Below are 22,988 nucleotides of genomic sequence, written 5' to 3'. Positions count from 1 at the left end.
ATGATGCGGAAACTGTCGCTTCTTATTGCCGGTGCGCTGATGGGCGCGTCAGCGATGAGCCTGGTCTATGGCGCGCCCGGCTCGACGGCGAACGCTGCAGGCTCCGAGACCTATAAGCAACTGGCGATCTTCGGCGACATCTTCGAGCGCGTGCGGGCGCAGTATGTGACGCCGCCGGACGACAAGTCGCTGGTCGAAAACGCCATCAACGGCATGCTCACCTCGCTCGACCCGCACTCCTCCTACATGAATGCCGAGCAGGCGCAGGACATGCGTGTGCAGACCAAGGGTGAGTTCGGCGGCCTTGGCATCGAGGTCACCATGGAGAACGATCTGGTCAAGGTGATCACGCCGATCGACGACACCCCGGCTGCCAAGGCAGGCGTGCTGGCCGGCGACTATATCGCCAAGATCGACGGCCAAGAGGTTCGCGGCCTGACGCTCAACGATGCGGTCGAAAAGATGCGCGGCCTGGTCAATACACCGATCAAGCTGACCATCCTGCGCCAAGGCGCCGACAAGCCGATCGAGCTGACGGTGGTGCGTGACATCATCAAGGTCAAGGCGGTCAAGTTCCGGGTCGAGAACGACATCGGCTACATGAAGATCACCTCCTTCACCGAAAAGACCTATGACGACCTCGAGAACGCCATCGACACCATCAAGAAGCAGGTGCCGAACGACAAGCTCAAGGGCTATGTGCTCGATCTCAGGCTCAACCCGGGCGGCCTGCTCGACCAGGCGGTGAGCGTGTCCGACGCCTTCCTCGACCGTGGCGAGATCGTCTCGACCCGCGGCCGCGACCCGAAGGACGTCACACGCTTCGACGCCAAGGCAGGCGACGACATCGGCGCCAAGCCGCTGATCGTGCTCGTCAATGGCGGTTCGGCCAGCGCCTCCGAGATCGTCGCCGGCGCGCTGCAGGACCTGCGCCGCGCGACAGTGGTCGGCACGCAGTCCTTCGGCAAGGGCTCGGTGCAGACCATCATCCCGCTTGGCGAGAACGGCGCGCTGCGCCTGACGACGGCGCTCTATTACACGCCGTCCGGCAAGTCGATCCAGGGCAAGGGCATCACGCCCGACATCAAGGTCGACCAGCCGCTGCCGCCCGAACTGCAGGGCAGGGACCTGACGCGCGGCGAATCGGACCTCAAGGGCCATATCAAGGGCGCCGACGAGAGCGATACCGGCTCGGGCTCGGCTGCCTATGTGCCGCCGGATCCGAAGGACGATCTGCAGCTGATCTATGCCGAACAGCTGCTGCGCGGCCAGAAGACCGATCCGGCATTCCCGCCGAATCCGGAGAAGGCAGTGCTCAACCAGTAAAATCGACTGGTAGCTCTGGCTGCCCAATCGAAGCGATGCAATGCTGCCGGGACCGTGAGGTTCCGGCAGTTTGATTCGGGGACCGCTGGGCGCTGCGCCTCAAAAGGCGCAGGGGACGCGCCGTCAGTTTTGGATCTGCGCATGGCGAAAAGATTTCGCTGATCACGCGCCCGGGGGATGCGGCTTGGCTGACGTCGGCAAGGACATCGAACGCCCGCTCGGACAGACCGTCCGACCGCGTGCCGCGTCGCGCGGGATCAGCGCTGGCGCCGTCGCGGCGACGCTGGTCGTGCTGGCCGCGGTCGGCATCTCCGGTGCGATCGCGCTGCGCGAGAAGCCGTTCCGCAAACCGGAAGCAATCGCGCTCTCGACGCCGAAGGTGACGGCGGCGGCCGAGCCCGCGGCCGCAGCGCCCACTGCTCAAGCGACGGCGGCAGCGCCGAAGGCGGAAACGCCCAAGGCCAGCGGTCCGCAGATCATCCATGTGCAGTCCCAGGAGGGTGATGGCCCGCCCAATGCAGCCATCGTCATCCACGACCCGTCGACGATCGGCCAGAACCTGAAGATCGCGCATATCCCCGACAGGGCGCTGATCGAGGCCAGCGACACCGGCCCGTTGCCGGTTCGCGCCGCTGACGGCCGGCGGCCGTTCGATGTCTATGCGCGGCCGTGGTCGGGTTCGCGTGGCGCTCGAGTGGCAATCGTCATCGGCGGGCTTGCCGTGTCGCAGACCGGCACGCAGGCCGCGATCGCCAAGCTGCCGGCCGAAGTGACGCTGGCTTTTGCGCCGCAAGGCAACAGCATCGGCCGCTGGATGCAGGCGGCACGGCAGAGCGGGCATGAGGTGGTCATGCAGGTGCCGCTCGAACCGTTCGACTATCCCAACGTCAATCCCGGCCGCAACACGCTGACGGTGGCGGCAAGCCCGGACGACAATCTGAAGAATCTGCGCTGGGCGCTGTCGCGGACCACCAACTATACCGGCGTCATGAACTATATGGGGGCGCGCTTTTCGGCCGACGCGACGGCGATGGGGCCGTTCATGGCCGAGCTTGGCAAGCGCGGCCTTGCCTATGTCGATGACGGCTCGTCCGCGCGGAGCCTGGCGTCCGATCTCGCCTTGAAGGACGGTGTGCCGTTCGTCGCCGGCGATACGGCAATCGACGCCGTGCAGGACCGCGGCGCCATCCTGAAAAAGCTCGACGCGCTGGAAGCGACCGCGCGTGCCAAAGGCTCCGCCGTCGGCATCGGCTCGGCCTTCGACCTCACCGTCGATACCGTGGCGTCCTGGGTGGTCGAAGCAAAAAAGCGCGGCATCGAGATCGTGCCGATCTCGGCGGTGGCCATCGACCCGGAAAAAGGCTGATCATGACGAAGAAACCTGTCGACCCCAAGACGCTGCCATACCGCCCCTGTGTCGGGCTGATGATCCTCAATGGCGACGGGCTGGTCTGGGTCGGGCACCGCATCGCCGAGCCGGACAGCGAATTCGCCGGCACCACGCAGCTCTGGCAGATGCCGCAAGGCGGCATCGACGAGGGCGAGGAGCCGCTGCAGGCGGCCGGGCGCGAGCTCTATGAAGAGACCGGCATGCGCTCGGTCACGCTGCTGGCCGAGGCGCCGCACTGGATCAATTACGACCTGCCGCCCGATCTGGTCGGCATAGCCCTCAAGGGGCGTTATCGCGGCCAGACGCAGAAATGGTTCGCCTACCGCTTTCACGGCGAGGCCAGCGAGATCCAGATCAATCCGCCGCCCGGCGGCCACACCGCCGAATTCGATGAATGGGCATGGCGGCCAATGCAGGACCTGCCCGATCTGATAGTGCCGTTCAAACGCAACGTCTATGAGGATGTGGTGGCGACGTTCCGTCATCTTGCCTAGCTGGATGTGACGGTTCGCACGGCACCTGATTCGTGCTTTATTGATCGGGACACCCGCAGCCACGAGATCCATATGAACGACGCCGGGCAATGGCCTCTTAGCGCAGCGTATGGGCTGCCCCTCACCTGCCTGCCGGCTTTCGTCACTCGAAAAGCCAAGCAGTTGGCTTTTCGTCCGCCTTACGCGGACCGCTCTTCAACTCCCCGTACAGGGCCGGGGAGAAATATCCGGCAGGACAATGAGGGGCAGCGCCGACTTCGTCGGATCTGCGATGCATAAAGCCAAAGATACCATCAGCGAAGCGGCGGCCGGCGCCATTCTCACCATCGATCTCGGCGCGGTCAGGGAGAATTACCGGCGGCTGAAGGCAAAGCTCGGCGGCGCGCGCTGCGCCGGCGTCGTCAAGGCCGACGGTTACGGGCTCGGCGCGCGGCAAGTGGCGGCGGCACTGGTTGCCGAAGGCTGCGACAGCTTCTTTGTCGCGCATCTCACCGAGGGTGTCGCGCTGCGCGACGCACTCGGACCGAAGCTGGAAATCCATGTGCTGAACGGCCTGCCGCCGGGCTCGGAACCTGAAGCGGTGGCCGCCGACCTTGTTCCCGTCATCAACAGCACCGGGCAACTGAAGGCGTGGAGCGAGGCAGGCCAAAAGGCCGGCCGCAAGCTCAAGGCCGCCATCCAGGTCGACAGCGGCATGTCGCGGCTGGGCATGGCGCCGGCAGAGGTCGAGGCGCTTACGGCCGATGCTTTCGCCGGCGTCGATGTCGTCCTCGTCATGAGCCATCTGGCCCGCGCCGACGAGCCGGGCAATCCGGCCAATGACGCGCAGCTCAAAGAGTTCGAACGGCTGCGCAAAATGCTGCCCAAGGCGCCGGCGTCGCTCGACAATTCCTCCGGCATCTTTCTTGGGCCGCGCTATCAGTACGACCTCGCGCGTCCTGGCGCTGCGCTCTACGGCATCAATCCGACGCCTGATGAGGCGAACCCGATGCTGCCGGTGGTGCGGCTCGAGGCAAAGATCATCCAGACACGCGGCATCGATAAGGGCGCGGGCGTCGGCTACGGACATGCGTTTCTGGCCAGCGGTCCCTTGCGCGCGGCCACGATCTCGCTCGGCTATGCCGATGGCTGGCACCGGCGCGCGGCTTCGGCTGCCTGGCTCGACGGCGTGCGACTGCCCTTTGTCGGGCGGGTGTCGATGGATTCGATCATACTCGACATCTCGGCCCTGCCGGCCGGCCGGCTGCGCGAGGGCGACCTTGTCGAACTCCTGGGCCCCTCGCAGAGCGTCGATGACGCCGCCGGCCATGCCGGCACGATCGGTTATGAAATCCTGACCAGTCTCGGCCCCCGCTTCCACCGCCGCTATATCAACGAATAGAGCCGCGACACGCCGCCCCTTGGCGGACGCCGCAGAATCCGGCAGACAGGAGGCGGCGGCCCTCTGACGGAAGTCGTCGTGGAGAGTGATGCGATGAAGATCTTCGTGTTGGGCGGCGGCGTTATCGGGGTCACCACTGCCTATTATCTCGCTGAGGCCGGCCACGAGGTGACGGTGTTCGACCGCCAGAAAGGGCCGGCGCTGGAAACCAGCTTCGCCAATGCCGGCGAGATCTCGCCGGGCTATGCTTCGCCCTGGGCCGGCCCCGGCATTCCGCTGAAGGCAATCAAGTGGCTGTTGATGAAGCACGGCCCGCTGGTGGTGCGGCCGGCCTTCGATCCGTATATGTGGACATGGCTCATCAAGATGCTGCGCAATTGCACCGCGGATCGCTACGCCATCAACAAGGCGCGCATGGTGCCGCTCGCCGAATACAGCCGCGACACGCTGAAGGCGCTGCGCGAGGCGACCGGCATCGCCTATGACGAGCGGACCAAGGGCACGCTGCAGCTGTTTCGCACGCAAAAGCAGCTCGACGGCACCGGCGGCGATGTCGAGGTGCTGAAGAAATATGGCGTTCCCTACGAGTTGCTCGATCCCGAAGGCTGCATTGGGGCCGAGCCGGCGCTGGCCGGCGTGCGGGAAAAGTTTGTCGGCGGGCTGAGATTGCCCGGCGACGAAACTGGCGACTGCAAGATGTTCACCGATCGGCTGGCCGAGCTCTGCGTGGCGCGCGGCGTCACGTTCGAGTACGGCACGCAGATCCGGCGCTTCTCCAAGAACCGCAATCGCATCGTCAGCGTCGGCACCGACCAGCGCTCGCGCGCCGCCGACGCTTATGTGCTGGCGCTGGGCAGCTATTCGGCGCGCTTCATGCGCCTGCTCAGGCGCCCGATCCCGGTCTATCCGGTCAAGGGCTATTCGATCACCGTTCCGATCAAGGACGCGGTCGCCGCCCCGGTGTCGACGGTAATGGACGAAACCTACAAGGTGGCGATCACCAGGCTCGGCGACCGCATCCGCGTCGGCGGCACGGCGGAGATTTCCGGCTTCGATCTCAGGCTGCACGAATCGCGCCGGCGCACCCTCGAACATTCGGTCGGCGATCTGTTCCCGGATGGCGGCGACCTCAAGGCGGCGTCCTTCTGGTGCGGGCTGCGGCCGATGACGCCGGACGGGCCGCCGCTGGTCGGCCGCACCGAGTTCTCCAACCTCTATCTCAACACCGGGCACGGCACGCTTGGCTGGACCATGGCCTGCGGCTCGGCCAAGGTGCTGTCCGACATCATCTCCAGCAAGGTGCCTGATATCGATGTGCGGGAGCTGGGGCCGGAGCGGTATTTGAGGTAGGGGTGCTTTTTAAAGCTGGCGGGCCAGCACCCCCTCTGTCCTACCGGACAGAGGGGTGTAAAGGATCGCTACAGAACGGCATTCCTTCAGCCTCGCCAGCCCCTCAAAACGCCTCCTTCACCCAACCCTTCGAGAACAGCCATCGGTAGGCCCACGGTATCGTCACCTTGGTCGATACCGGGTTCGAATGGGCGACATAGTCGTCATAGACCGGCTGCATCCTGGCGTAGAAGGCAGGGTCGAGCACCGTCATGCCGTTCTCCAGATCGTGGAAGAAACTGCGGTTGTTGAGATTGACCGACGAGATCGTCACCAGCCTTTCGTCGATCATCATGATCTTGGAGTGCAGCACGACATCGGGCGCCTTGAATTCGCGGATGTTGATGCGGTCGCCATATTTCTCGACGAACAGCTTGTTGAGCGCGGTCAGCAGCTTGCCGCCAATATCGCCCTTGAGGTCGATGCGGCCGACAATGTCGATCCTGACGCCGCGCGCCAGCGCCCGCTCGATGGCCAGGCTGAGCTTCGGCGTCAGATTAAGGTAGGGATTGACGATCTCGATATGGTGCCGGGCAGTGTCGATCAGCTCGACGAAATAGGTCTCGAGCGCATGGTTGTCCTCGTAGGGCACGGAAATGAAATGGCGCACCGTGCCCGGCGGGCGCCGGCTGTCGGAGCGCACCGGAATGGAGAAGGGTCTTGCGATGTTGGCGTCGGCGTCGCGCAGCCACAATGTCGAGAGATGCGCGGCCAGCGTTTCGACCGTGGCCGGGTCGGCAAACTCGATGTCGAAATCGCTCCAGTTCGAATAGTAGTTGAGCGAGAGGCCGTCGGTCTTGCCGTATTGCTCCAGGTTCGGGTGGCGCGACAAGTCGATCGGCTTGTGGAACAGGAAGCCGTCATGAATGTTGCGGCCGCCGATGATGACGCGCGAGCGGGCGGAATCCTCGGCAAGTGTCGCCAGCATCTTGACGTGATGGGTCTTGTGCAGCTGCGACAGCTGCTCGTCGACCGGCGCGCCGTGGTCGGCCCGCCAGCGATATTCCTGCAACTCGACATTGGGATAATCCGCCGCCAGCCGGTGCAGCAGCGCGTCGTCCTTGTCGCGCTCCAGCACGTCTGTGACCATGATGCGCACTTTGGTGCCGAGGCCTGCGTGATGGCGGATCAGCCGCTCGATGACGCGGCCGGAAAAATCGGCCTTGAACTCCAGCGACGACAGATAGACCAGCTTGAGTTTCGGCGCGCGCGAGAAATCGAGCGGCAGTTCGGGGTCGGCCTTGTCGAAGGCGCTGTCGGGTAAAGGCGCGCCGAGCAGCGCTTCGACCTTGGCGTTGAAGCCGTCGCGCGACTTGCGTAACAGGCGCGGTGACCCGAGCGGCAGCGAACAGGTCTGCGACAGCCAGCGGCCGGCGTAAAAGACGCTGGCAAGCTTATCCAGGCCGGATGGATCGGGCACTGGACAACGCTCGTAGCGGCTGTCGAGCGCGGCTATCGCCGGATAGGCAACCTCTTCGCGCAGGATGGTGAGCGGGGCGCCTGCCGGCGCCAGGCTGGAACTGAGCTTGAGGCTGCAGCGGTTCAGGTCAAATCTGGGGAACATGGAGACGGTTTGCCCGGCCGACAGGCGGAGCCGGAAGGCGGCGCCGCTCGCCACGCTGCGCGAGCCACCGCCGGCGCGAAACGCCAGCGCACCGTCGCAGACGCCCGATATCTCAACCGGCTGCTTTCCCGCCTGGCGCATCACGATCTCGACCGAGCGCGCCTGCAGGCCGGAAAAGCTGAACGTCTTTGGCGCGGAGGGCCGCGCGGCGGCGTCGACATAGAGCGTCTGCCGCGACACCCGCCAGCGGCCGTCAAAATGGCCTTCGCCGGGCTTGCCCTCTGCCGGCATCTGTTCGGCGGTGACCGGTTTCGCCAGCCGTTCCAGCGTCCGGTAGGTGGCCTGGAAATCGCGGTTGGCGATGGCGTGGCGGTCATGGCCGAACGGACCGGTGCCGTTCGCCCTGTCGATGGCGCCGATCTGGTTGTGGGCGAGCAGCGCCAGAAACTGCCTTTCATAGTCGCGGGCGCCGGCATCGCCGAAAAACGCTGCTGCTGCAGTCTGCGGTCCCGGCGTGTCGGCCGATAGCGACGGCCGGCCGCAATCCTTCGCATCGGGAAAGAAATCGCAGCTGTGCCGGATCGGGGCGGCGCAACCGGCAAGGGCCGCCAGCCCCAGCCCGGCCAAGGCCAGGCAGATGGCGCGGTTCATCCGGTCGCACCGTTCATCGTCTTCAGTTCAGCCGGATCGCGCGGCGGCATAAAGCCTTGCGGAAAGACCTTGCAGACGGGAAGTGCGAAAGTGGCGATCAAAAGCTCGGCCTCGCCGCGCTCCTTTTTCGGCGCTGTCTTGTCATCACGGATCGCCTTTGCCGAGGCGACGAGCGCGCCGTCGCAGTCGCAATGATTATGGCGCGCGATGTAGCAGGCGTCATGGATTTGGCAGGCGCTGTCGAGGCGATTGACAGGGCGAGCCGAGAGGTCGCCGGTGCGGGTGCCGGGACCGCAATAATTGCCGAAGACGAAAGGCGACGGGCGGGCCATTGCGATGCGGACCGGCTTGGGCAGTTCGGCTTCCGGAACTTCGGTCCATGGATTGGCGCAGGCGGAAAGCGCGACAAGCGGCAAGATGGCGAGCACCGCTCGCATTTTGATCCGCACCAGCTTTGCAAAAAAGTGTCCCACCCGGCGCAGCCAATCCTTAATGATAGGCGACATCGCGCTTGTTGCCACACTGGCCGATTTTGTGGCGAAGGCAAGGCGGCGCGGCCATCAGACAAACAGCCCGCGCTCTCTCTCGACCGCCTTGGTGATGAAGTTGGCGACGATCTGCACGCGGCGCAGCGGCCGGACCGATTCATGATAGACCAGCCAGTAGGCGCGGCGGATCGGCGTCACGATGTTGACGGGGATCAGCTCCGGCATCGAGCGGGCGACAAAGGTGTGCAAGATGCCGATGCCGGCGCCCGACCGCACCGCTTCGGCCTGGCCCAGCGCTGAGGAGATGGCGAAGCTGGTGCGCCAGTCCGGGCTGAACTCCGCCGCATAGTCGAGCGAAGGGCTGACGATCAGGTCTGGGACGTAGCCGATCAGCGTATGGTGGCCGAGTTCGGCAGCGGTCTCGGGTAAGCCGTGCGCCTGTGCATAGTCGCGCGAGGCAAACAGGCCGAGCGTGTAGTCGACCAGCTTTCCCGCCACCAGCCTGCCTTCGCTCGGCCGCTCGACGGTGATGGCGATGTCGGCCTCGCGCCGCGACAGCGAGAAGGAACGCGGCACCGGCACCAGCTGGATGGTGAGTTCGCGGTGCAGCGCGGTCAGCGCGCCAAGACGCGTGGCGAGGAATGCAACGCCAAACCCGTCGGGCGCGCCGATGCGCACCGTGCCTGAGATATCGTCGCCTTCGCCCGACACGGCGGAGCGCGCGGCGATCATGTCGGCTTCCATGCGCTCGGCAATGTCGAGAAAGCGCTGGCCGGCCGGCGTCAGCTCGCTGCCGGTGGTAAGCCGGCGAAACAGTTTTGTCCGTAACGCATCCTCAAGCGCTGCGATGCGGCGCGAGACGGTGGCGTGATTGAGTTCCAGCCGCTTGGCGGCGCCAAGGATCTGCCCGGCGCGGGCCACGGCGAGGAAGATGCGGACGTCATCCCAGTTCATGGGGGTGGTCCGGGCTAGCGGCGAACGCGGTGTTCCCGCCCACCCCCCTCTGGCCTGCCGGCCATCTCCCCCGCAAGGAGGGAGATTGGCAGCTCCGCCACCTGCGTCTCTTTTGGTGCGTTGAAGATTTGCGAAGGCGGCAGCCACATCTGATCTCCCCCCTTGCGGGGGAGATGTCCGGCAGGACAGAGGGGGGTGTGACGGAGCGCAACCTTCGGGCCTTTCAGCAATCTGTAATTTGCGGCAATTAATGCACACTCGTCCTTCGTTGTCTATTTCTTGCACAACGGTTGCGTTTCCCCTCGCGTTGCCTTCGCGCCTGCAAAGGCGTTGAATGCTTCATCACAAACTCAGGGAGAGAAACCATGATCGAATACGGTCATTTCATCGGCGGCAAGCATGTCGCCGGGACCAGCGGGCGCAAGCAGGACGTCATGCAGCCCATGGACGGCTCGGTGCGCGGCACGGTGGCGCTGGCTTCGCCGGCGGAACTGCGTGCGGCTGTCCTGAATGCCAAGGAAGCACAGATCAAATGGGCTGCGACCAACCCGCAGCGGCGTGTGCGCGTGCTGATGAAGTTTCTTGAACTGGTTGCCCGCGACTATGACGAACTGGCCGATCTCCTGGCGCGCGAGCACGGCAAGACCATCGCCGACGCCAAGGGCGACATCCAGCGCGGCCTCGAAGTGGTCGAAGTCTGCATCGGTGCGCCTCACATGATGAAGGGCGAGTTCACCGACGGCGCCGGCCCCGGCATCGATGTCTATTCGATGCGCCAGCCGCTTGGCGTCGTTGCCGGCATCACCCCGTTCAATTTCCCGGCGATGATCCCGTTGTGGAAGATTGCCCCGGCGCTGGCCTGCGGCAACGCCTTTATCCTGAAGCCTTCCGAGCGTGACCCTGGCGTGCCGATGCGCATCGCCGAACTGTTCCTCGAGGCTGGCCTGCCGGCTGGCGTTCTCAACGTCGTCAATGGCGACAAGGATGTCGTCGACGCCATCCTCGACGATCCTGATATCAAGGCTATCGGCTTTGTCGGCTCGACGCCGATCGCGCATTACATCTATTCGCGCGGCACGGCGGCGGGAAAACGCGTGCAGTGCTTCGGCGGCGCCAAGAACCACATGATCATCATGCCCGATGCCGACATGGACCAGACCGTCGACGCGCTGATCGGCGCGGGCTACGGCTCGGCCGGCGAGCGCTGCATGGCGATCTCGGTTGCCGTTCCCGTCGGCAACGACACCGCCAACCGGCTGATGGAAAAGCTGATCCCGCGTGTCGAAAGCCTCAAGGTCGGCCCGTCGACGGATTCGTCCGCCGATTTCGGCCCGCTGGTGACGGCGCAGGCATTGGAACGCGTCAAGGGTTATGTCGACACCGGCGTCAAGGAAGGCGCCAAGCTGGTCGTCGATGGCCGCGGCTTCTCCATGCAGGGCTACGAGGATGGCTACTATATGGGCGGCTGCCTGTTCGACAATGTGACCGCTGACATGCGCATCTACAAGGAAGAGATTTTTGGCCCGGTGCTGTCGGTGGTGCGTGCGCCGACCTATGAGAGCGCCATCAAGCTCGCCAACGATCATGAGATGGGCAATGGCGTCGCCATCTTCACCCGTGACGGGGATGCTGCTCGTGATTTTGCTTCGCGCGTCCAGGTCGGCATGGTCGGCATCAACGTGCCGATCCCGGTTCCGATCGCTTACTACACGTTCGGCGGCTGGAAGGCGTCGTCCTTCGGCGACCTCAACCAGCACGGCCCGGACGCGTTCCGCTTCTACACCAAGACCAAGACGGTGACCTCGCGCTGGCCCTCCGGCGTCAAGGACGGTGCCGAGTTCGTCATCCCGACGATGAACTGACCGGACGATTTCGAAGATCGGCAAGAAGGCCCGGGTTCAACGTCCCGGGCCTTTCTTTGTACGAAACCGACATTGGCCATCACGTTAAAGCGATGGAACCAAGAGCCTGTCATCTGCCTTAAATTGCATTCCTGCCGTGGTGCAGGCCATCAAAATAGCGCCGGTTGCAGCCGGGGTTCTCGTCTGGCGCAAGGAGGTGTCAGATGACACGACGTCTTGTGGCGGCGATGTTCTTTGCGGTGTTCGCGATGTCCGGCATCGCCGAGGCCAAAGCCGATCAATGCGCGGCGCGGACCGACCTGGTCAAGGCGCTCGGCGAGAAGTTCCACGAAAGCCAAGCCGCACGTGGCCTGGTGAACCCAAATGTGGTGCTTGAGATATTCGTCTCCGACCAGGGCACCTGGACCATCCTGGCCACCGACACACACGGCCAAAGCTGCATCATCACGGCTGGCGAAGGCTGGGACGGGGCGGCTATGGCAGCAGTCTTGCCGGGCACCTGATAAAAGACCGGTCGGAAGTCTGGAGCAAAGACGGAGTTCAGCGTGTGGCGGCCACTTCGGCATGGCCGCGCAGCAGTGCCATAAGGCGTTTGGCGTCCTTGGCGGCAGCCTCTTCGTCACCAGCCAGGATCGAGCGGATTAGCGCGACGTGGTGCTCAGCCGATTCGGCCAGTCCTGTGTCGGCCTTGTAGCGGAACCAGAAGCGGCGGCTGTGGGTCTGCAGGGGCGCGGCCAGACGGGCCGCAAACGGGTTGTCGGCGGCCATCGCCAAGGCCTCGTCGAGCGCCTTGTCGGCCTGGATGAAGGCCAGCACATTGCCCGAGATGACGGCCTTCTGCATGGCAAGGGCTGCCTCATGAAACAGGTCGGCGGCCTCGCGGGTGACGAAGCGGGCGGCCGAGCGCGCCAGCACCACCTCGACGCCGCGCCTGGCATCCAGCACGCGCAGCCAGTCGCCGGGATGAAGCGGGGCAATGGCGATGCCGGCGCGTGGCCTGACATCGAGCAGTCCTTCCCAGGCGAGGCGCTGGATCGCTTCGCGCACCGGCGTGCGTCCTAGCGCCAGCTTCTCGATGAGGGCGCCTTCGGTGACAAAGCTCGCCGGCGCCAGTTCCAACGTCACGATCATATGCTCGAGTACATGGTAGGCCTTCGCGGCAGCCGGCTCGGGGTATGCTGTCTCACTGGATATCAAAGGTGGGCTCCTGATATATCTTCCATATATCACAACGGAGTCCGCGTTGACAGCCGGTCTTCCAACAGATATACGGCTGATATATCAGATGGAGAGACGATCATGTGGACCGGAGTTTTCCCCGCCGTCACGACCAAGTTTACTGATGACGACCGCCTCGACCATGCCGAGATGGAGCGCTGCTTTGCTTTGCAGATGGAGGCCGGTTGCGACGGCATCATCGTCTGCGGTTCGCTCGGCGAAGGCCCGATGCTGTCGCATGACGAAAAAATCGAGGTGCTGAAGACCGCCCAGAAAGTTGCCGGCAGCAAGCCGGTTCTGCTGACGGTCAACGAGGCAGGCACCCGCGAGGCGGCGAGCATCGCAAAGCGCGCGAGCCGGGAAGGCGCCAACGGGCTGATGGTGGTGCCGAGCCCGATCTATCACACCAACCCGGAAGAGACGGTCGCCGCCTTGCGCGCCGTCGCTCAGGCCGGCGACCTGCCGGTGATGATCTACTCCAACCGCCTCGCCTACCGCGTCGACGTCACCGTCGACCAGATGGAGGAACTGGCCGCCGACAAGCGCTTCGTCGCCATCAAGGAGTCCTCCGACGACATCCGCCGCTCGACAGAGATCATCAACCGCTTCGGCGACCGCTACGATCTGTTCACCGGCGTCGACAATCTCGCCTTCGAGGCGCTGTCGGTGGGCGCCATCGGCTGGGTGGCGGGTCTGGTCGTCGCCTTCCCGCGCGAGACCGTCGCCATCTACCAGCTGATGAAGCAGGGCCGCCGCGAGGAGGCGCTTTCGATCTACCGCTGGTTCCGGCCGCTGCTCGATCTCGATGTCTCGACCTATCTGGTCCAAAACATCAAGCTTGCCGAAGTGCTCGCGATCGACACAAATGACCGCGTGCGCATGCCGCGCCAGCCGCTGTCGGGCGAGCGCCGCAAAGCGGTCGAGAAGATCGTCAAGGACGCGCTGGCGGTACGGCCGAAGCTGCCGCAGTTCTGAAGGCTTTCTTCTCCCCGTGCACGTGCACGGGGAGAAGATGGCGGCAGCCAGATGAGGGGCAGCGCCGACGTGCAAGGAAATTCCAGGGACACAGAGGAGGGCCGCCGCCCCTCATCCGCCCTTCGGGCCCCGCAGCCCTTCGCTGGCGCTCCGGGCGTTCGTCGTTCGGAAAGCCAAGCAGTCGGCTTTTCCACCGCTTCGCGGACCACTCCTCACCCCCGTGAACGGGGAGAAGGGGTAGATATCGCCATTGTCGGTGGCGGCATTGTCGGCATCTGCGCGGCGGCCATGCTGGCCGAGGCCGGGCGCAGCGTCACGGTCTTCGACCGCACCGGCATCTGCGAGGAGACGAGCTCCGGCAATGCCGCCGCCTTCGCCTTCTCCGACGTGCTGCCGCTGGCGCATAAGGGCATGATGAGGCACTTGCCGAAATGGCTTGCCGATCCGCTCGGGCCACTCAGCATCCCGCCGGCCTACTTGCCGAAGCTGTTGCCTTGGCTGTTGCGCTTCTGGCGCGCTGGCGCACCAGAAAAATATGAGGCGAGCCTTGCTGCTCAGGCAGGCATGATGAAGCTCGCCGAGGCTGAATGGATGGGCCTGCTCGACCGTTCCGGCACGCGGCTGATGCTGCGCGAGGACGGCTCGCTGGAGCTTTATGAAAGCGAGGCCGAATTTCAGGCCGGGCTGCCGGGCTGGGCGGCGCGCGAGCGCTTCGGCATCGGCTTTCGCCATGTCGAAGGCGACGAACTGGCGCGGCTGCAGCCGGGACTGTCGCCGCGCTTCATCAAGGGCACCTTCGTGCCGGGCTGGAAGACCGTCGCCGATCCGAAACTGCTCGGCAAGGGGGTGTGGGCCTATGCCGAAGGGTTGGGCGCGCGTTTCGAAAAGGCGCGCATAGAGCGCGTCGCCGCCAATCCTGATGGCGCGACGCTGGCGCTGACCGACGGCACGACCAGGCAGGCAAGACATCTTGTCGTGGCCGCCGGGGCATGGTCGCATCGGCTGGCGAAGGCGCTTGGCGACACCATCCCGCTCGAAACCGAGCGCGGCTACAACACCACACTGCCGAAGACCGCTTTCGACGTGCAGCGGATGCTGATCTTTTCCGGCCATGGCTTCGTCATCACGCCACTCGACACGGGCTTGCGCGTCGGCGGCGCCGTCGAGTTGGGCGGTCTCGACCGGCCGCCGAATTTTGCGCGCTCGAAGGCCATGCTGGAAAAAGCCAGACAGTTCCTTCCGGGGCTGGACGCGTCAGGTGGCCGCGAATGGATGGGCTATCGCCCGTCGCTGCCGGATTCGCTGCCGGTGATCGGCACGGCGCGAACCGCGCCCAACGTTGTCTACGCCTTCGGCCATGGCCATCTCGGCCTGACCCAGGCGGCGGCCACCGGCCGCTTGATCCGCAATCTTGTTCTCGGGCAAACTTCGCCGATCGATCTTGCTCCCTTCAGCCCGCAACGGTTTTGAGTTCGAGGAAATCATGGCCAAAAAATCCTTCTTTTGCATCGACGGCCATACCTGCGGCAATCCGGTGCGGCTGGTCGCCGGCGGCGGCCCTTTGCTTCAGGGGTCGACGATGATGGAGCGGCGGGCGCATTTCCTGGCGGAGTATGACTGGATCCGCACCGGGCTGATGTTCGAGCCGCGCGGCCACGATGTCATGTCGGGCTCGATCCTCTATCCGCCGACGCGCGAGGATTGCGACATAGCCATCCTGTTCATCGAGACGTCGGGCTGCCTGCCGATGTGCGGCCACGGCACGATCGGCACGGTGACGATGGCCATCGAACATGGGCTGATCAAGCCGAAGACACCCGGCGTGCTCCGGCTCGACACACCGGCCGGGCTGGTTATCGCCGAATACAAACAAGTCGGCGACTATGTCGAGGAGGTGCGCATCACGAATGTGCCGTCCTTCCTTTATGCCGAGGGACTGACGGTCGACTGCCCGCAGCTTGGCGAGATCACTGTCGATGTCGCCTATGGCGGCAATTTCTACGCAATCGTCGAGCCGCAGGCGAATTTTCGCGACATCGCTGATTATTCCGCCAGCGATTTCATCGCCTGGAGCCCCGTGGTGCGGCAGCGGCTCAACGAGAAGTACTCGTTCGTGCATCCGGAAAACCCCGGCATCAACCGGCTGTCCCACATGCTGTGGACGGGCAAGCCGACGGTAGCGGGCGCGGATGCGCGCAACGCCGTCTTCTATGGCGACAAGGCCATCGACCGTTCACCTTGCGGCACCGGCACCTCGGCGCGCATGGCGCAGCTTCATGCCAAGGGAAAGCTCAAGGCAGGCGACAGCTTCGTCCATGAATCGATCATCGGTTCGCTGTTCGAGGGCAAGGTCGAAAAGGACGTCACCGTCGCCGGCAAGCCGGCCATCATTCCCTCGATCGGCGGCTGGGCGCGGATGACCGGCCTGAACACCATCTTCATCGACGACCGCGATCCGTTCGCGCACGGTTTTGTGGTTAAGTGATACGGTAGGCTGCCGATCATCCACCGAGACCCAAGACTTGGACCCAGAGCGGGACCTCTTGGCGAAACCAGTCAGCGAAAGGTTAGCGCGTTGGGCGAGGCATCCACCGCCATAGTCGGGAAGTAACCCATGTTGCAGCTGGTCAGTACGGAATGTGGCTAAAAAACGAAGCCCGCCAACAACGCAAAGATTCGTCTCATCACCTAATTTTGACCGGGATTTCTTCGAAATGAGGTCGCTGGTCCAGCTGAATCGTCAAAGACATTGCGTTATGCCAATGATAGGGTCCGCGATAGTCCAGGGGTCGGGAGCAAAAAAACGGGCAATCGGAAGGCGTGCCGGCAAAACACGCTCGACGTTTGAAAAATCACGTTGCAATCCGGGCTCGAAACTTTACGACTAGGGGAAATACGAAAAGGAATGCGTCTGCATGGGCGACATTCCAGGGGAGCCATGTACACATGCAGTACTTTGTCCAGCAGCTTATCAATGGGCTGACGCTGGGATCGATCTATGGGCTGATCGCAATCGGCTACACGATGGTCTACGGCATCATCGGCATGATCAACTTCGCCCACGGCGACATTTTCATGGTCGGGGCATTCGCCGCCCTCGTCGTCTTCCTCATCCTCGGCTCCTTGTTCTATTCGGTGCCGGTCGTCCTGGCGCTGCTGATCATGATGATCGTGGCGATGCTGCTCACCAGCCTCTACAACTGGACGATCGAGAAGGTGGCGTACCGGCCGCTGCGCGGTTCGTTCCGGCTGGCGCCGCTGATCACCGCCATAGGCATGTCGATCGCGCTGTCGAACTTCATCCAGGTGACGCAGGGCCCGCGCAACAAGCCGATCCCGCCGATGGTCAGCCAGGTCTACAACATCAACGGCATCAGCGTGTCGCTGAAGCAGATCATCATCGTCGTCGTCACCGCCCTGCTGCTGGCGCTGTTCTGGTACCTGGTCAACAGGACTTCCCTCGGCCGGGCGCAAAGGGCGTGCGAGCAGGACCGCAAGATGGCGGCGCTGCTCGGTGTCGATGTCGACCGTACGATCTCGATCACCTTTATCATGGGTGCAGCGCTTGCGGCCGTCGCGGGCACGTTGTTCCTGATGTATTACGGCGTCATCGCCTTTTCCGACGGCTTTGTGCCGGGGGTCAAGGCCTTCACCGCGGCCGTTCTCGGCGGCATCGGGTCTCTGCCGGGCGCGGTGCTTGGCGGGCTTTTGATCGGCTTCATCGAGAGCATGTGGTCGGCGTATTTCTCGATCGACTACAAGGACGTCGCGGCGTTCTCGATCCTGGCGATCGTGCTGATCTTCCTGCCTTCCGGCATTTTGGGCCGGCCAGAAGTCGAAAAGGTCTGAGACAATGGCGGTTTCCGTATCCTCGGAGCGCGACACCGTCGCCTCCCCCGTGCAGCGTGCATTGCGCGAAGCGTTCTATGCCGGCGCCATCTCGCTGGGGTTGTTCATTCTCTTCATCGGCCTGAAGACCGACCAGAACATAAGCAACCAGCTGATCCTGGTGCAGCGCTGGTTGCTGCTCATCACCGTGGTCGTGCTGACCATGCTTGGCCGCTTCTTCTACATTGCATATGGCCAGCCGTTCATGGCCAATCAGAAGATCACCAATGTCGCCACCGGCCTGTTGCCGGCGAGCGTCGCGTCGCGCTTCTTCCTGCTTCCGGCCTTCATCGTCGCCGTCGTGCTGGCGGTTGTCCTGGTTGCGTTCGGCAGCGCCCTGCCGGTGTTGGTGGGACCCGATCTGGCCGGCTACCTTCAGTTCCTGCGCGCATTGGCCGTCATTTACGCGCTCGCTTGCGTGATCTTCTATTTCCGCTCCTTCATCCACGCCAATTTCACCAAGCTCGGGATTGCGGCGCTGGTGCTATACCCGATCCTCGTCGTCGTGGTGCTGTCGATCTACGCGTGGTCGATAACCGGCGGCCTGCAGGGCTCGTTGAAGTGGGTCGACAATTTCGGCATCCAGATCCTGATCTATGTGATGCTGGCCTGGGGGCTGAACATCGTCGTCGGACTCGCCGGCCTGCTCGATCTCGGCTACGTCGCCTTTTACGCGGTCGGCGCCTATGCCTATGCGTTGCTCGGTTCGCAATACGGCCTGTCGTTCTGGATCCTGCTGCCCGCCGCCGGCGCCATGGCCGCCTTCTGGGGCGTTATGCTCGGCTTTCCGGTGCTCAGGCTTCGTGGCGATTACCTGGCGATCGTGACGCTGGCCTTCGGCGAGATCATCCGCCTGGTGCTGATCAACTGGCGTGAAGTCACCAACGGCTCGGCCGGCATCTCCGGCATCCCGAAGGTCACCTTCTTCGGCCTGATGACGTTTAATTCGACCGACCCGAACTATATCGGCAAGGTGCTGCACATCGCCCAGTCAAGCGCCTACTACAAGATCTTCCTCTACTATCTCATTCTCGGGCTGGCGCTGCTGACCGCCTTCGTCACCATCAGGCTCAGGCGCATGCCTGTCGGCCGCGCCTGGGAGGCGCTGCGCGAGGACGAGATTGCCTGCCGCTCGCTTGGCATCAACACCACCACCACCAAGCTCACCGCCTTTGCCACCGGCGCCATGTTCGGCGGTTTTGCCGGCGCCTTCTTCGCCGCACGGCAAGGCTTCGTCAGCCCTGAATCGTTCGTCTTCCTCGAATCGGCGATCATCCTGGCCATCGTGGTGCTCGGCGGCATGGGCTCGCTGGTCGGCATCGCGGTCGCCGCGCTGGTGATGATCGGCGGCACCGAGGCGCTGCGCGAACTCGATTTCCTGAAAAGTGTCTTCGGAAAAGATTTCACCCCGGAGCTTTACCGCATGCTTTTGTTCGGCATGGCGATGGTCATCGTCATGCTGTGGAAGCCGCGCGGCTTTGTCGGCAGCCGTGAACCGACGGCCTTCCTCAGTGAACGAAAAGCGGTCTCCTCCTCCTTCACCAAGGAAGGGCACGGCTGATGAGCGCGACCTCCATTCAGAAGACCAATCCGGGTATGAAAGACGCCATCCTCCAGGTCGAGCATCTTTCGATGAAGTTCGGCGGCCTGATCGCCATCGGCGACCTGTCGTTCCAGGCCAAGCGCGGCGAGATCACCGCTCTGATCGGACCCAATGGCGCCGGCAAGACCACCGTCTTCAATTGCATCACCGGCTTCTACAAGCCGTCGGAAGGCATGATTACGCTCAACCGGGCCGACGGCTCGAGCTTCCTGCTCGAACGGCTGCCCAATCATGAGATCCCGGCGCGCGCCAAGGTGGCGCGCACCTTCCAGAACATCCGCCTGTTCTCGGGCATGACGCTGCTGGAGAATCTGCTGGTTGCCCAGCACAACAAGCTGATGAAGGCATCCGGCTACACGATCCTGGGCCTGTTCGGGATCGGCGGCTACCGCAGAGCCTCGGCTGAATCGGTGGAGCTTGCCAAGCACTGGCTGGAGAAGGCCGACCTTGTCGATCGCGCCGACGATCCGGCCGGCGACCTGCCCTATGGCGCGCAGCGGCGCCTCGAGATTGCGCGCGCCATGTGCACAGGGCCCGAACTTCTGTGCCTCGACGAGCCTGCGGCCGGTCTCAATCCGAAGGAGTCGGCTGCGCTGAATTCGCTGCTGATGGACATCAAGAGCAGTACCTCGATCCTGCTGATCGAACATGACATGTCGGTGGTCATGCAGATTTCCGACCATGTCGTGGTGCTTGAATATGGCCGCAAGATTTCCGACGGCAGCCCGCAATCGGTGCGTACCGACCCGCGCGTCATCGCCGCCTATCTCGGCGTCGACGACGAGGAGGTCGAGACGGTGCTGACCGAGGTCGGCGATGAAGACGTCATCGAGCAGCTGGACATCGGGCCGGATTCGGCTCACGGACCAGGCACATCGTCTTCCTATCTCGCCGGCCCGGTAAGCGACACGATCGGCCACAGCCAGGGCGAGCGGGTCACAGTGTCGAAGGGAGCTTCAAAGGCCACCCAATACGATACAAGAGCCAACTCCGCGCCAAGAGCACCGTCCGAGCGTCTATCGGCCAAGTCCAAGCCGGCGGCCACCAGATCCCCGACAGGCAAGCCGCGCGGAGGGCGTAAGTGATGGCCGAGACAACGCTCCTCGACATCAAGGGCGTCGAGACCTACTACGGCAACATCAAGGCGCTGAACGGCGTCGATGTCCACGTCAACCAGGGCGAGATCGTCGCGCTGATTGGTGCGAACGGTGCCGGCAAGTCGACGCTGATGATGACCATCTTCGGTGCGCCGCGCGCCCGTGCCGGCTCAATCACTTTCGCCGGCACCGACATCACCCAGATGCCGACGCACGAGATCGCCCGCATGCGCATTGCGCAGTCGCCGGAAGGCAGGCGCATTTTCCCGCGCATGACGGTGATGGAAAACCTGCAGATGGGCGCCGGTCTCGACAATCTCAAGCACTATGACGAAGATGCTGAGAAGGTGTTCGCGCTGTTCCCGCGCCTCAAGGAGCGCATTGCCCAGCGCGGCGGCACGCTGTCGGGCGGCGAGCAGCAGATGCTGTCGATCGGACGTGCGCTGATGGCGCGGCCGAAGCTGCTGCTGCTCGACGAGCCGTCGCTGGGTCTGGCGCCGCTGATCGTCAAGCAGATCTTCGATGCCATCCGCGAGCTGAACCGCACGCAAGGGCTGACCGTGTTCCTGGTCGAGCAGAACGCCTTCGGCGCGCTCAAACTCGCCACGCGCGGCTATGTCATGGTCAACGGCAACGTGACCATGAGCGGCACAGGCAAGGAATTGCTCGCCAATCCGGAAGTGCGGGCGGCCTATCTCGAAGGCGGCCATCACTGATTTTGGAGCGGAATGTATGCATACGGTATTCCGCTCCAACTTGTTTGTTTGTCGCATGACCTTTGTCCGAAAAGTCTGCAACTTTTCGGGATCATGCTAGGGAGTCTTCATCATGCAAGGCATTCTTCACGAGGAACCTTCCATCTGGCAGTTCTTCTTCGTCACCTGTCTGCTCGGCGGCTGGGCGGCATGGATGACCGGCAAGGCCAGCGCCCAGACATGGCGCAGCCTGCCGGCGCTGTTCGCCTATCTGCTGGGCCTCGGCATCGGCATCAGGTTCATCCATCATGCCTTGTTCGGCGGCACGATGTTTTCGCTGCAATACTATGTCGTGGACACAATCGTGCTCATGATATTGGGGTTTGTCGGCTATCAATACACGCGTACGAACCAGATGGTGACGCAGTATAATTGGCTTTACGAACGGGCTTCGATCTTAAGCTGGAAACCGAAAGGTTGACGTTCATCATTAACGCCGTTCCGGGGATGAATCGGCGTGACAAGGGCCTGAAAATCGGCAAAGTACGCTTTCTGCGATAAGGGTGGGCATCGCATGAAAGTTTCATCCACGCCCACCTCGTAAATGGGAGCGTTTAAATGAAGAAATCACTTTTGTCCGCCGTTGCCCTGACCGCGCTTGTCGCGTTCGGTGGCAATGCATGGGCTGACGTTATCGTCGGCGTCGCAGGTCCGATCACCGGTCCGAATGCGGCCTTCGGTGCGCAGCTGCAGAAGGGTGCGGAAGCGGCCGTTGCCGACATCAACGCCGCAGGCGGCATGAACGGCGAGCAGATCAAGCTCGAAGTCGGCGACGACGTCTCCGATCCGAAGCAGGGCATTTCGGTCGGCAACAAGTTCGTCGGCGACGGCGTGAAGTTCGTGATCGGCCACTTCAACTCGGGCGTCTCGATCCCGGTTTCGCAGGAAGTCTACGTCGACAACAACATCGTCGAAGTAACCCCGGCGGCGACCAACCCGAAATTCACCGAGCGCGGCCTGTGGAACGTGTTCCGCACCTGCGGACGCGATGACCAGCAGGGCGGCATCGCCGGCGGCTATATCGCGACCAACTTCAAGGACGCCAAGGTTGCCGTCATCCACGACAAGACCCCCTATGGTCAGGGCCTTGCCGACGAGACCAAGAAGGCGATGAACGCAGCCGGCCTGACCGAAGTCATGTACGAAGGCGTCAATGTCGGCGACAAGGACTTCTCGGCGCTGATTGCCAAGATGAAGGACGCCGGTGTTACCCTGATCTATTGGGGCGGCCTGCATACCGAAGCCGGCCTGATCATCCGCCAGTCGGCGGACCAGGGCCTCAAGGCTACCCTGATGTCGGGCGACGGCATCGTCACCGACGAGCTGGCTGCGATCGCCGGCGATGCGGTTATCGGTACGCTCAACACCTTCGGTCCCGATCCGCGCCTGATCCCCGAGAACAAGGCACTGGTCGAGAAGTTCCGCGCTCAGGGCTTCGAGCCGGAAGCCTACACTCTCTACTCCTACGCCGCCATGCAGGTGATCGCCGAGGCCGCTGCCGTGGCCAAGTCGAACGACCCCGTGGAAGTGGCCAAGGCGCTGCACGAGAAGGGTCCGTTCAAGACCGTTCTGGGCGATCTCGCCTATGACGCGAAGGGCGATCCGAAGCTCCCGGGCTACATCATGTACGAATGGAAGAAGGGTCCGGACGGCAAGATCTCCTGGTTCCCGAAGTCGTAATTCGGGACACAGCTCTATGGAATGCCCGGCGCTCGCGCCGGGCATTTTTCTTTGGTGACAGGGCGCAGCGAGGGTGGCTGGATAAGCCGCTAGCCGGGGTCGAATTTGTGCGGGCACGACAATTAGCGTCACCTCGCGACGCCAATCGCACGCAGCTTTTCGAGCAGAGGTGCTAGAATCCCATTTAAATCGGTTTAATCTCTCCCCGATTTTGGTTGCACTGCAGCATTTTCGCGTTAATCATGCCTCCGCCCCATCCCTCCCTGTCCGGAG

General features: G+C 63.4%; 19 protein-coding genes and 1 pseudogene. 16 read left to right on the top strand and 4 right to left on the bottom strand.

Translation table 11 applies throughout. From position 1 onward, the window contains the following. The 5 genes from NKH22_RS24230 (at nucleotide 1) to NKH22_RS24210 (ending at nucleotide 5,941) form a co-directional block, all read left to right on the top strand. On the top strand, nucleotides 1–1,326 hold the full coding sequence (locus NKH22_RS24230) for a S41 family peptidase (RefSeq protein ID WP_023668701.1): 1,326 nt from the start codon (nucleotides 1–3) through the stop codon (nucleotides 1,324–1,326). 184 nt (nucleotides 1,327–1,510) lie between these two features. Next, nucleotides 1,511–2,692, top strand: coding sequence for a divergent polysaccharide deacetylase family protein (locus tag NKH22_RS24225; protein ID WP_023737901.1), 1,182 nt, complete (start codon nucleotides 1,511–1,513; stop codon nucleotides 2,690–2,692). Nucleotides 2,693–2,694: 2 nt separating this feature from the next. Further along, complete coding sequence (locus NKH22_RS24220) at nucleotides 2,695–3,210, top strand: RNA pyrophosphohydrolase (protein WP_352805428.1); 516 nt, start codon at nucleotides 2,695–2,697, stop codon at nucleotides 3,208–3,210. A gap of 271 nt (nucleotides 3,211–3,481) precedes the next feature. After that, nucleotides 3,482–4,591 carry an alanine racemase gene (gene alr / locus NKH22_RS24215; RefSeq protein ID WP_352512189.1) on the top strand — a complete coding sequence of 370 codons (1,110 nt, stop codon included), beginning with the start codon at nucleotides 3,482–3,484 and terminating at the stop codon, nucleotides 4,589–4,591. A gap of 93 nt (nucleotides 4,592–4,684) precedes the next feature. Continuing rightward, a complete protein-coding gene (locus NKH22_RS24210; protein WP_023668705.1) occupies nucleotides 4,685–5,941 on the top strand; it encodes a D-amino acid dehydrogenase in 1,257 nt (418 codons plus the stop codon). A gap of 103 nt (nucleotides 5,942–6,044) precedes the next feature. Here the strand turns inward: NKH22_RS24210 and NKH22_RS24205 are convergent, their stop codons facing one another. The 3 genes from NKH22_RS24205 to NKH22_RS24195 form a co-directional block, all read right to left on the bottom strand. Then, nucleotides 6,045–8,195, bottom strand: a complete 2,151-nt coding sequence (locus NKH22_RS24205; protein ID WP_023824277.1) for a phospholipase D-like domain-containing protein — start codon at nucleotides 8,193–8,195, stop codon at nucleotides 6,045–6,047. Then, a complete protein-coding gene (locus NKH22_RS24200; protein ID WP_023737897.1) occupies nucleotides 8,192–8,632 on the bottom strand; it encodes a phospholipase A2 family protein in 441 nt (146 codons plus the stop codon). The genes NKH22_RS24205 and NKH22_RS24200 overlap by 4 nt, the downstream gene beginning before the upstream one ends. 123 nt (nucleotides 8,633–8,755) lie before the next feature. Continuing rightward, nucleotides 8,756–9,637: a LysR family transcriptional regulator gene (locus NKH22_RS24195; RefSeq protein ID WP_023822438.1), complete on the bottom strand. Its 882-nt coding sequence runs from the start codon at nucleotides 9,635–9,637 to the stop codon at nucleotides 8,756–8,758. A 365-nt stretch (nucleotides 9,638–10,002) separates the two neighbouring features. On the opposite strand from NKH22_RS24195, the gene NKH22_RS24190 reads away from it, so the two are divergent. Together NKH22_RS24190 and NKH22_RS24185 are read left to right on the top strand one after the other, a co-directional pair. After that, nucleotides 10,003–11,499, top strand: a complete 1,497-nt coding sequence (locus NKH22_RS24190) for a CoA-acylating methylmalonate-semialdehyde dehydrogenase (RefSeq protein WP_023684131.1) — start codon at nucleotides 10,003–10,005, stop codon at nucleotides 11,497–11,499. A gap of 203 nt (nucleotides 11,500–11,702) precedes the next feature. After that, the gene (locus tag NKH22_RS24185) at nucleotides 11,703–12,002 is read left to right on the top strand and encodes a hypothetical protein (RefSeq protein WP_023815250.1); all 300 of its coding nucleotides are present in this window, start codon (nucleotides 11,703–11,705) and stop codon (nucleotides 12,000–12,002) included. Nucleotides 12,003–12,039: 37 nt separating this feature from the next. On the opposite strand, the gene NKH22_RS24180 is transcribed toward NKH22_RS24185, so the two are convergent. Further along, a complete protein-coding gene (locus NKH22_RS24180) occupies nucleotides 12,040–12,729 on the bottom strand; it encodes a GntR family transcriptional regulator (RefSeq protein WP_373420159.1) in 690 nt (229 codons plus the stop codon). 69 nt (nucleotides 12,730–12,798) lie between these two features. Between NKH22_RS24180 and NKH22_RS24175 the strand changes: the two genes are divergently transcribed. The 9 genes and pseudogenes from NKH22_RS24175 to NKH22_RS24135 all read left to right on the top strand — a co-directional run bounded on the left by NKH22_RS24175 (nucleotide 12,799) and on the right by NKH22_RS24135 (nucleotide 22,715). Then, nucleotides 12,799–13,692 carry a dihydrodipicolinate synthase family protein gene (locus tag NKH22_RS24175; protein WP_023693150.1) on the top strand — a complete coding sequence of 298 codons (894 nt, stop codon included), beginning with the start codon at nucleotides 12,799–12,801 and terminating at the stop codon, nucleotides 13,690–13,692. Between the two features lie 51 nt (nucleotides 13,693–13,743). Then, nucleotides 13,744–15,162, top strand: coding sequence for an NAD(P)/FAD-dependent oxidoreductase (locus NKH22_RS24170; RefSeq protein ID WP_352911292.1), 1,419 nt, complete (start codon nucleotides 13,744–13,746; stop codon nucleotides 15,160–15,162). A gap of 13 nt (nucleotides 15,163–15,175) precedes the next feature. Continuing rightward, nucleotides 15,176–16,177: a 4-hydroxyproline epimerase gene (locus NKH22_RS24165; protein ID WP_023829296.1), complete on the top strand. Its 1,002-nt coding sequence runs from the start codon at nucleotides 15,176–15,178 to the stop codon at nucleotides 16,175–16,177. 461 nt (nucleotides 16,178–16,638) lie between these two features. Further along, nucleotides 16,639–17,541: a branched-chain amino acid ABC transporter permease gene (locus tag NKH22_RS24160; RefSeq protein WP_023668715.1), complete on the top strand. Its 903-nt coding sequence runs from the start codon at nucleotides 16,639–16,641 to the stop codon at nucleotides 17,539–17,541. Nucleotides 17,542–17,545: 4 nt separating this feature from the next. Then, nucleotides 17,546–19,141, top strand: coding sequence for a high-affinity branched-chain amino acid ABC transporter permease LivM (gene livM, locus NKH22_RS24155; RefSeq protein ID WP_023668716.1), 1,596 nt, complete (start codon nucleotides 17,546–17,548; stop codon nucleotides 19,139–19,141). Beyond that, nucleotides 19,141–20,223 (top strand): annotated as a pseudogene (locus tag NKH22_RS24150) (ABC transporter ATP-binding protein); the annotation flags it as partial. The gene livM and the pseudogene NKH22_RS24150, both read left to right, overlap by 1 nt. Nucleotides 20,224–20,267: 44 nt before the next feature. Beyond that, on the top strand, nucleotides 20,268–20,996 hold the full coding sequence (locus NKH22_RS24145; protein ID WP_023668718.1) for an ABC transporter ATP-binding protein: 729 nt from the start codon (nucleotides 20,268–20,270) through the stop codon (nucleotides 20,994–20,996). 112 nt (nucleotides 20,997–21,108) lie between these two features. Beyond that, on the top strand, nucleotides 21,109–21,456 hold the full coding sequence (locus tag NKH22_RS24140) for a DUF6867 family protein (protein WP_023668719.1): 348 nt from the start codon (nucleotides 21,109–21,111) through the stop codon (nucleotides 21,454–21,456). A 137-nt stretch (nucleotides 21,457–21,593) separates the two neighbouring features. Further along, nucleotides 21,594–22,715 (top strand): branched-chain amino acid ABC transporter substrate-binding protein, encoded by a 1,122-nt coding sequence (locus NKH22_RS24135; protein ID WP_023668720.1) that lies wholly within the window; start codon nucleotides 21,594–21,596, stop codon nucleotides 22,713–22,715. Nucleotides 22,716–22,988: the final 273 nt, after the last annotated feature.

The sequence above is a fragment of the Mesorhizobium sp. M1252 genome, assembly GCF_040318265.1.
GTDB lineage: Bacteria > Pseudomonadota > Alphaproteobacteria > Rhizobiales > Rhizobiaceae > Mesorhizobium.
Note: the sequence above shows the minus strand (reverse complement) of the source record. Positions and strands in the feature narration are given on the sequence as shown.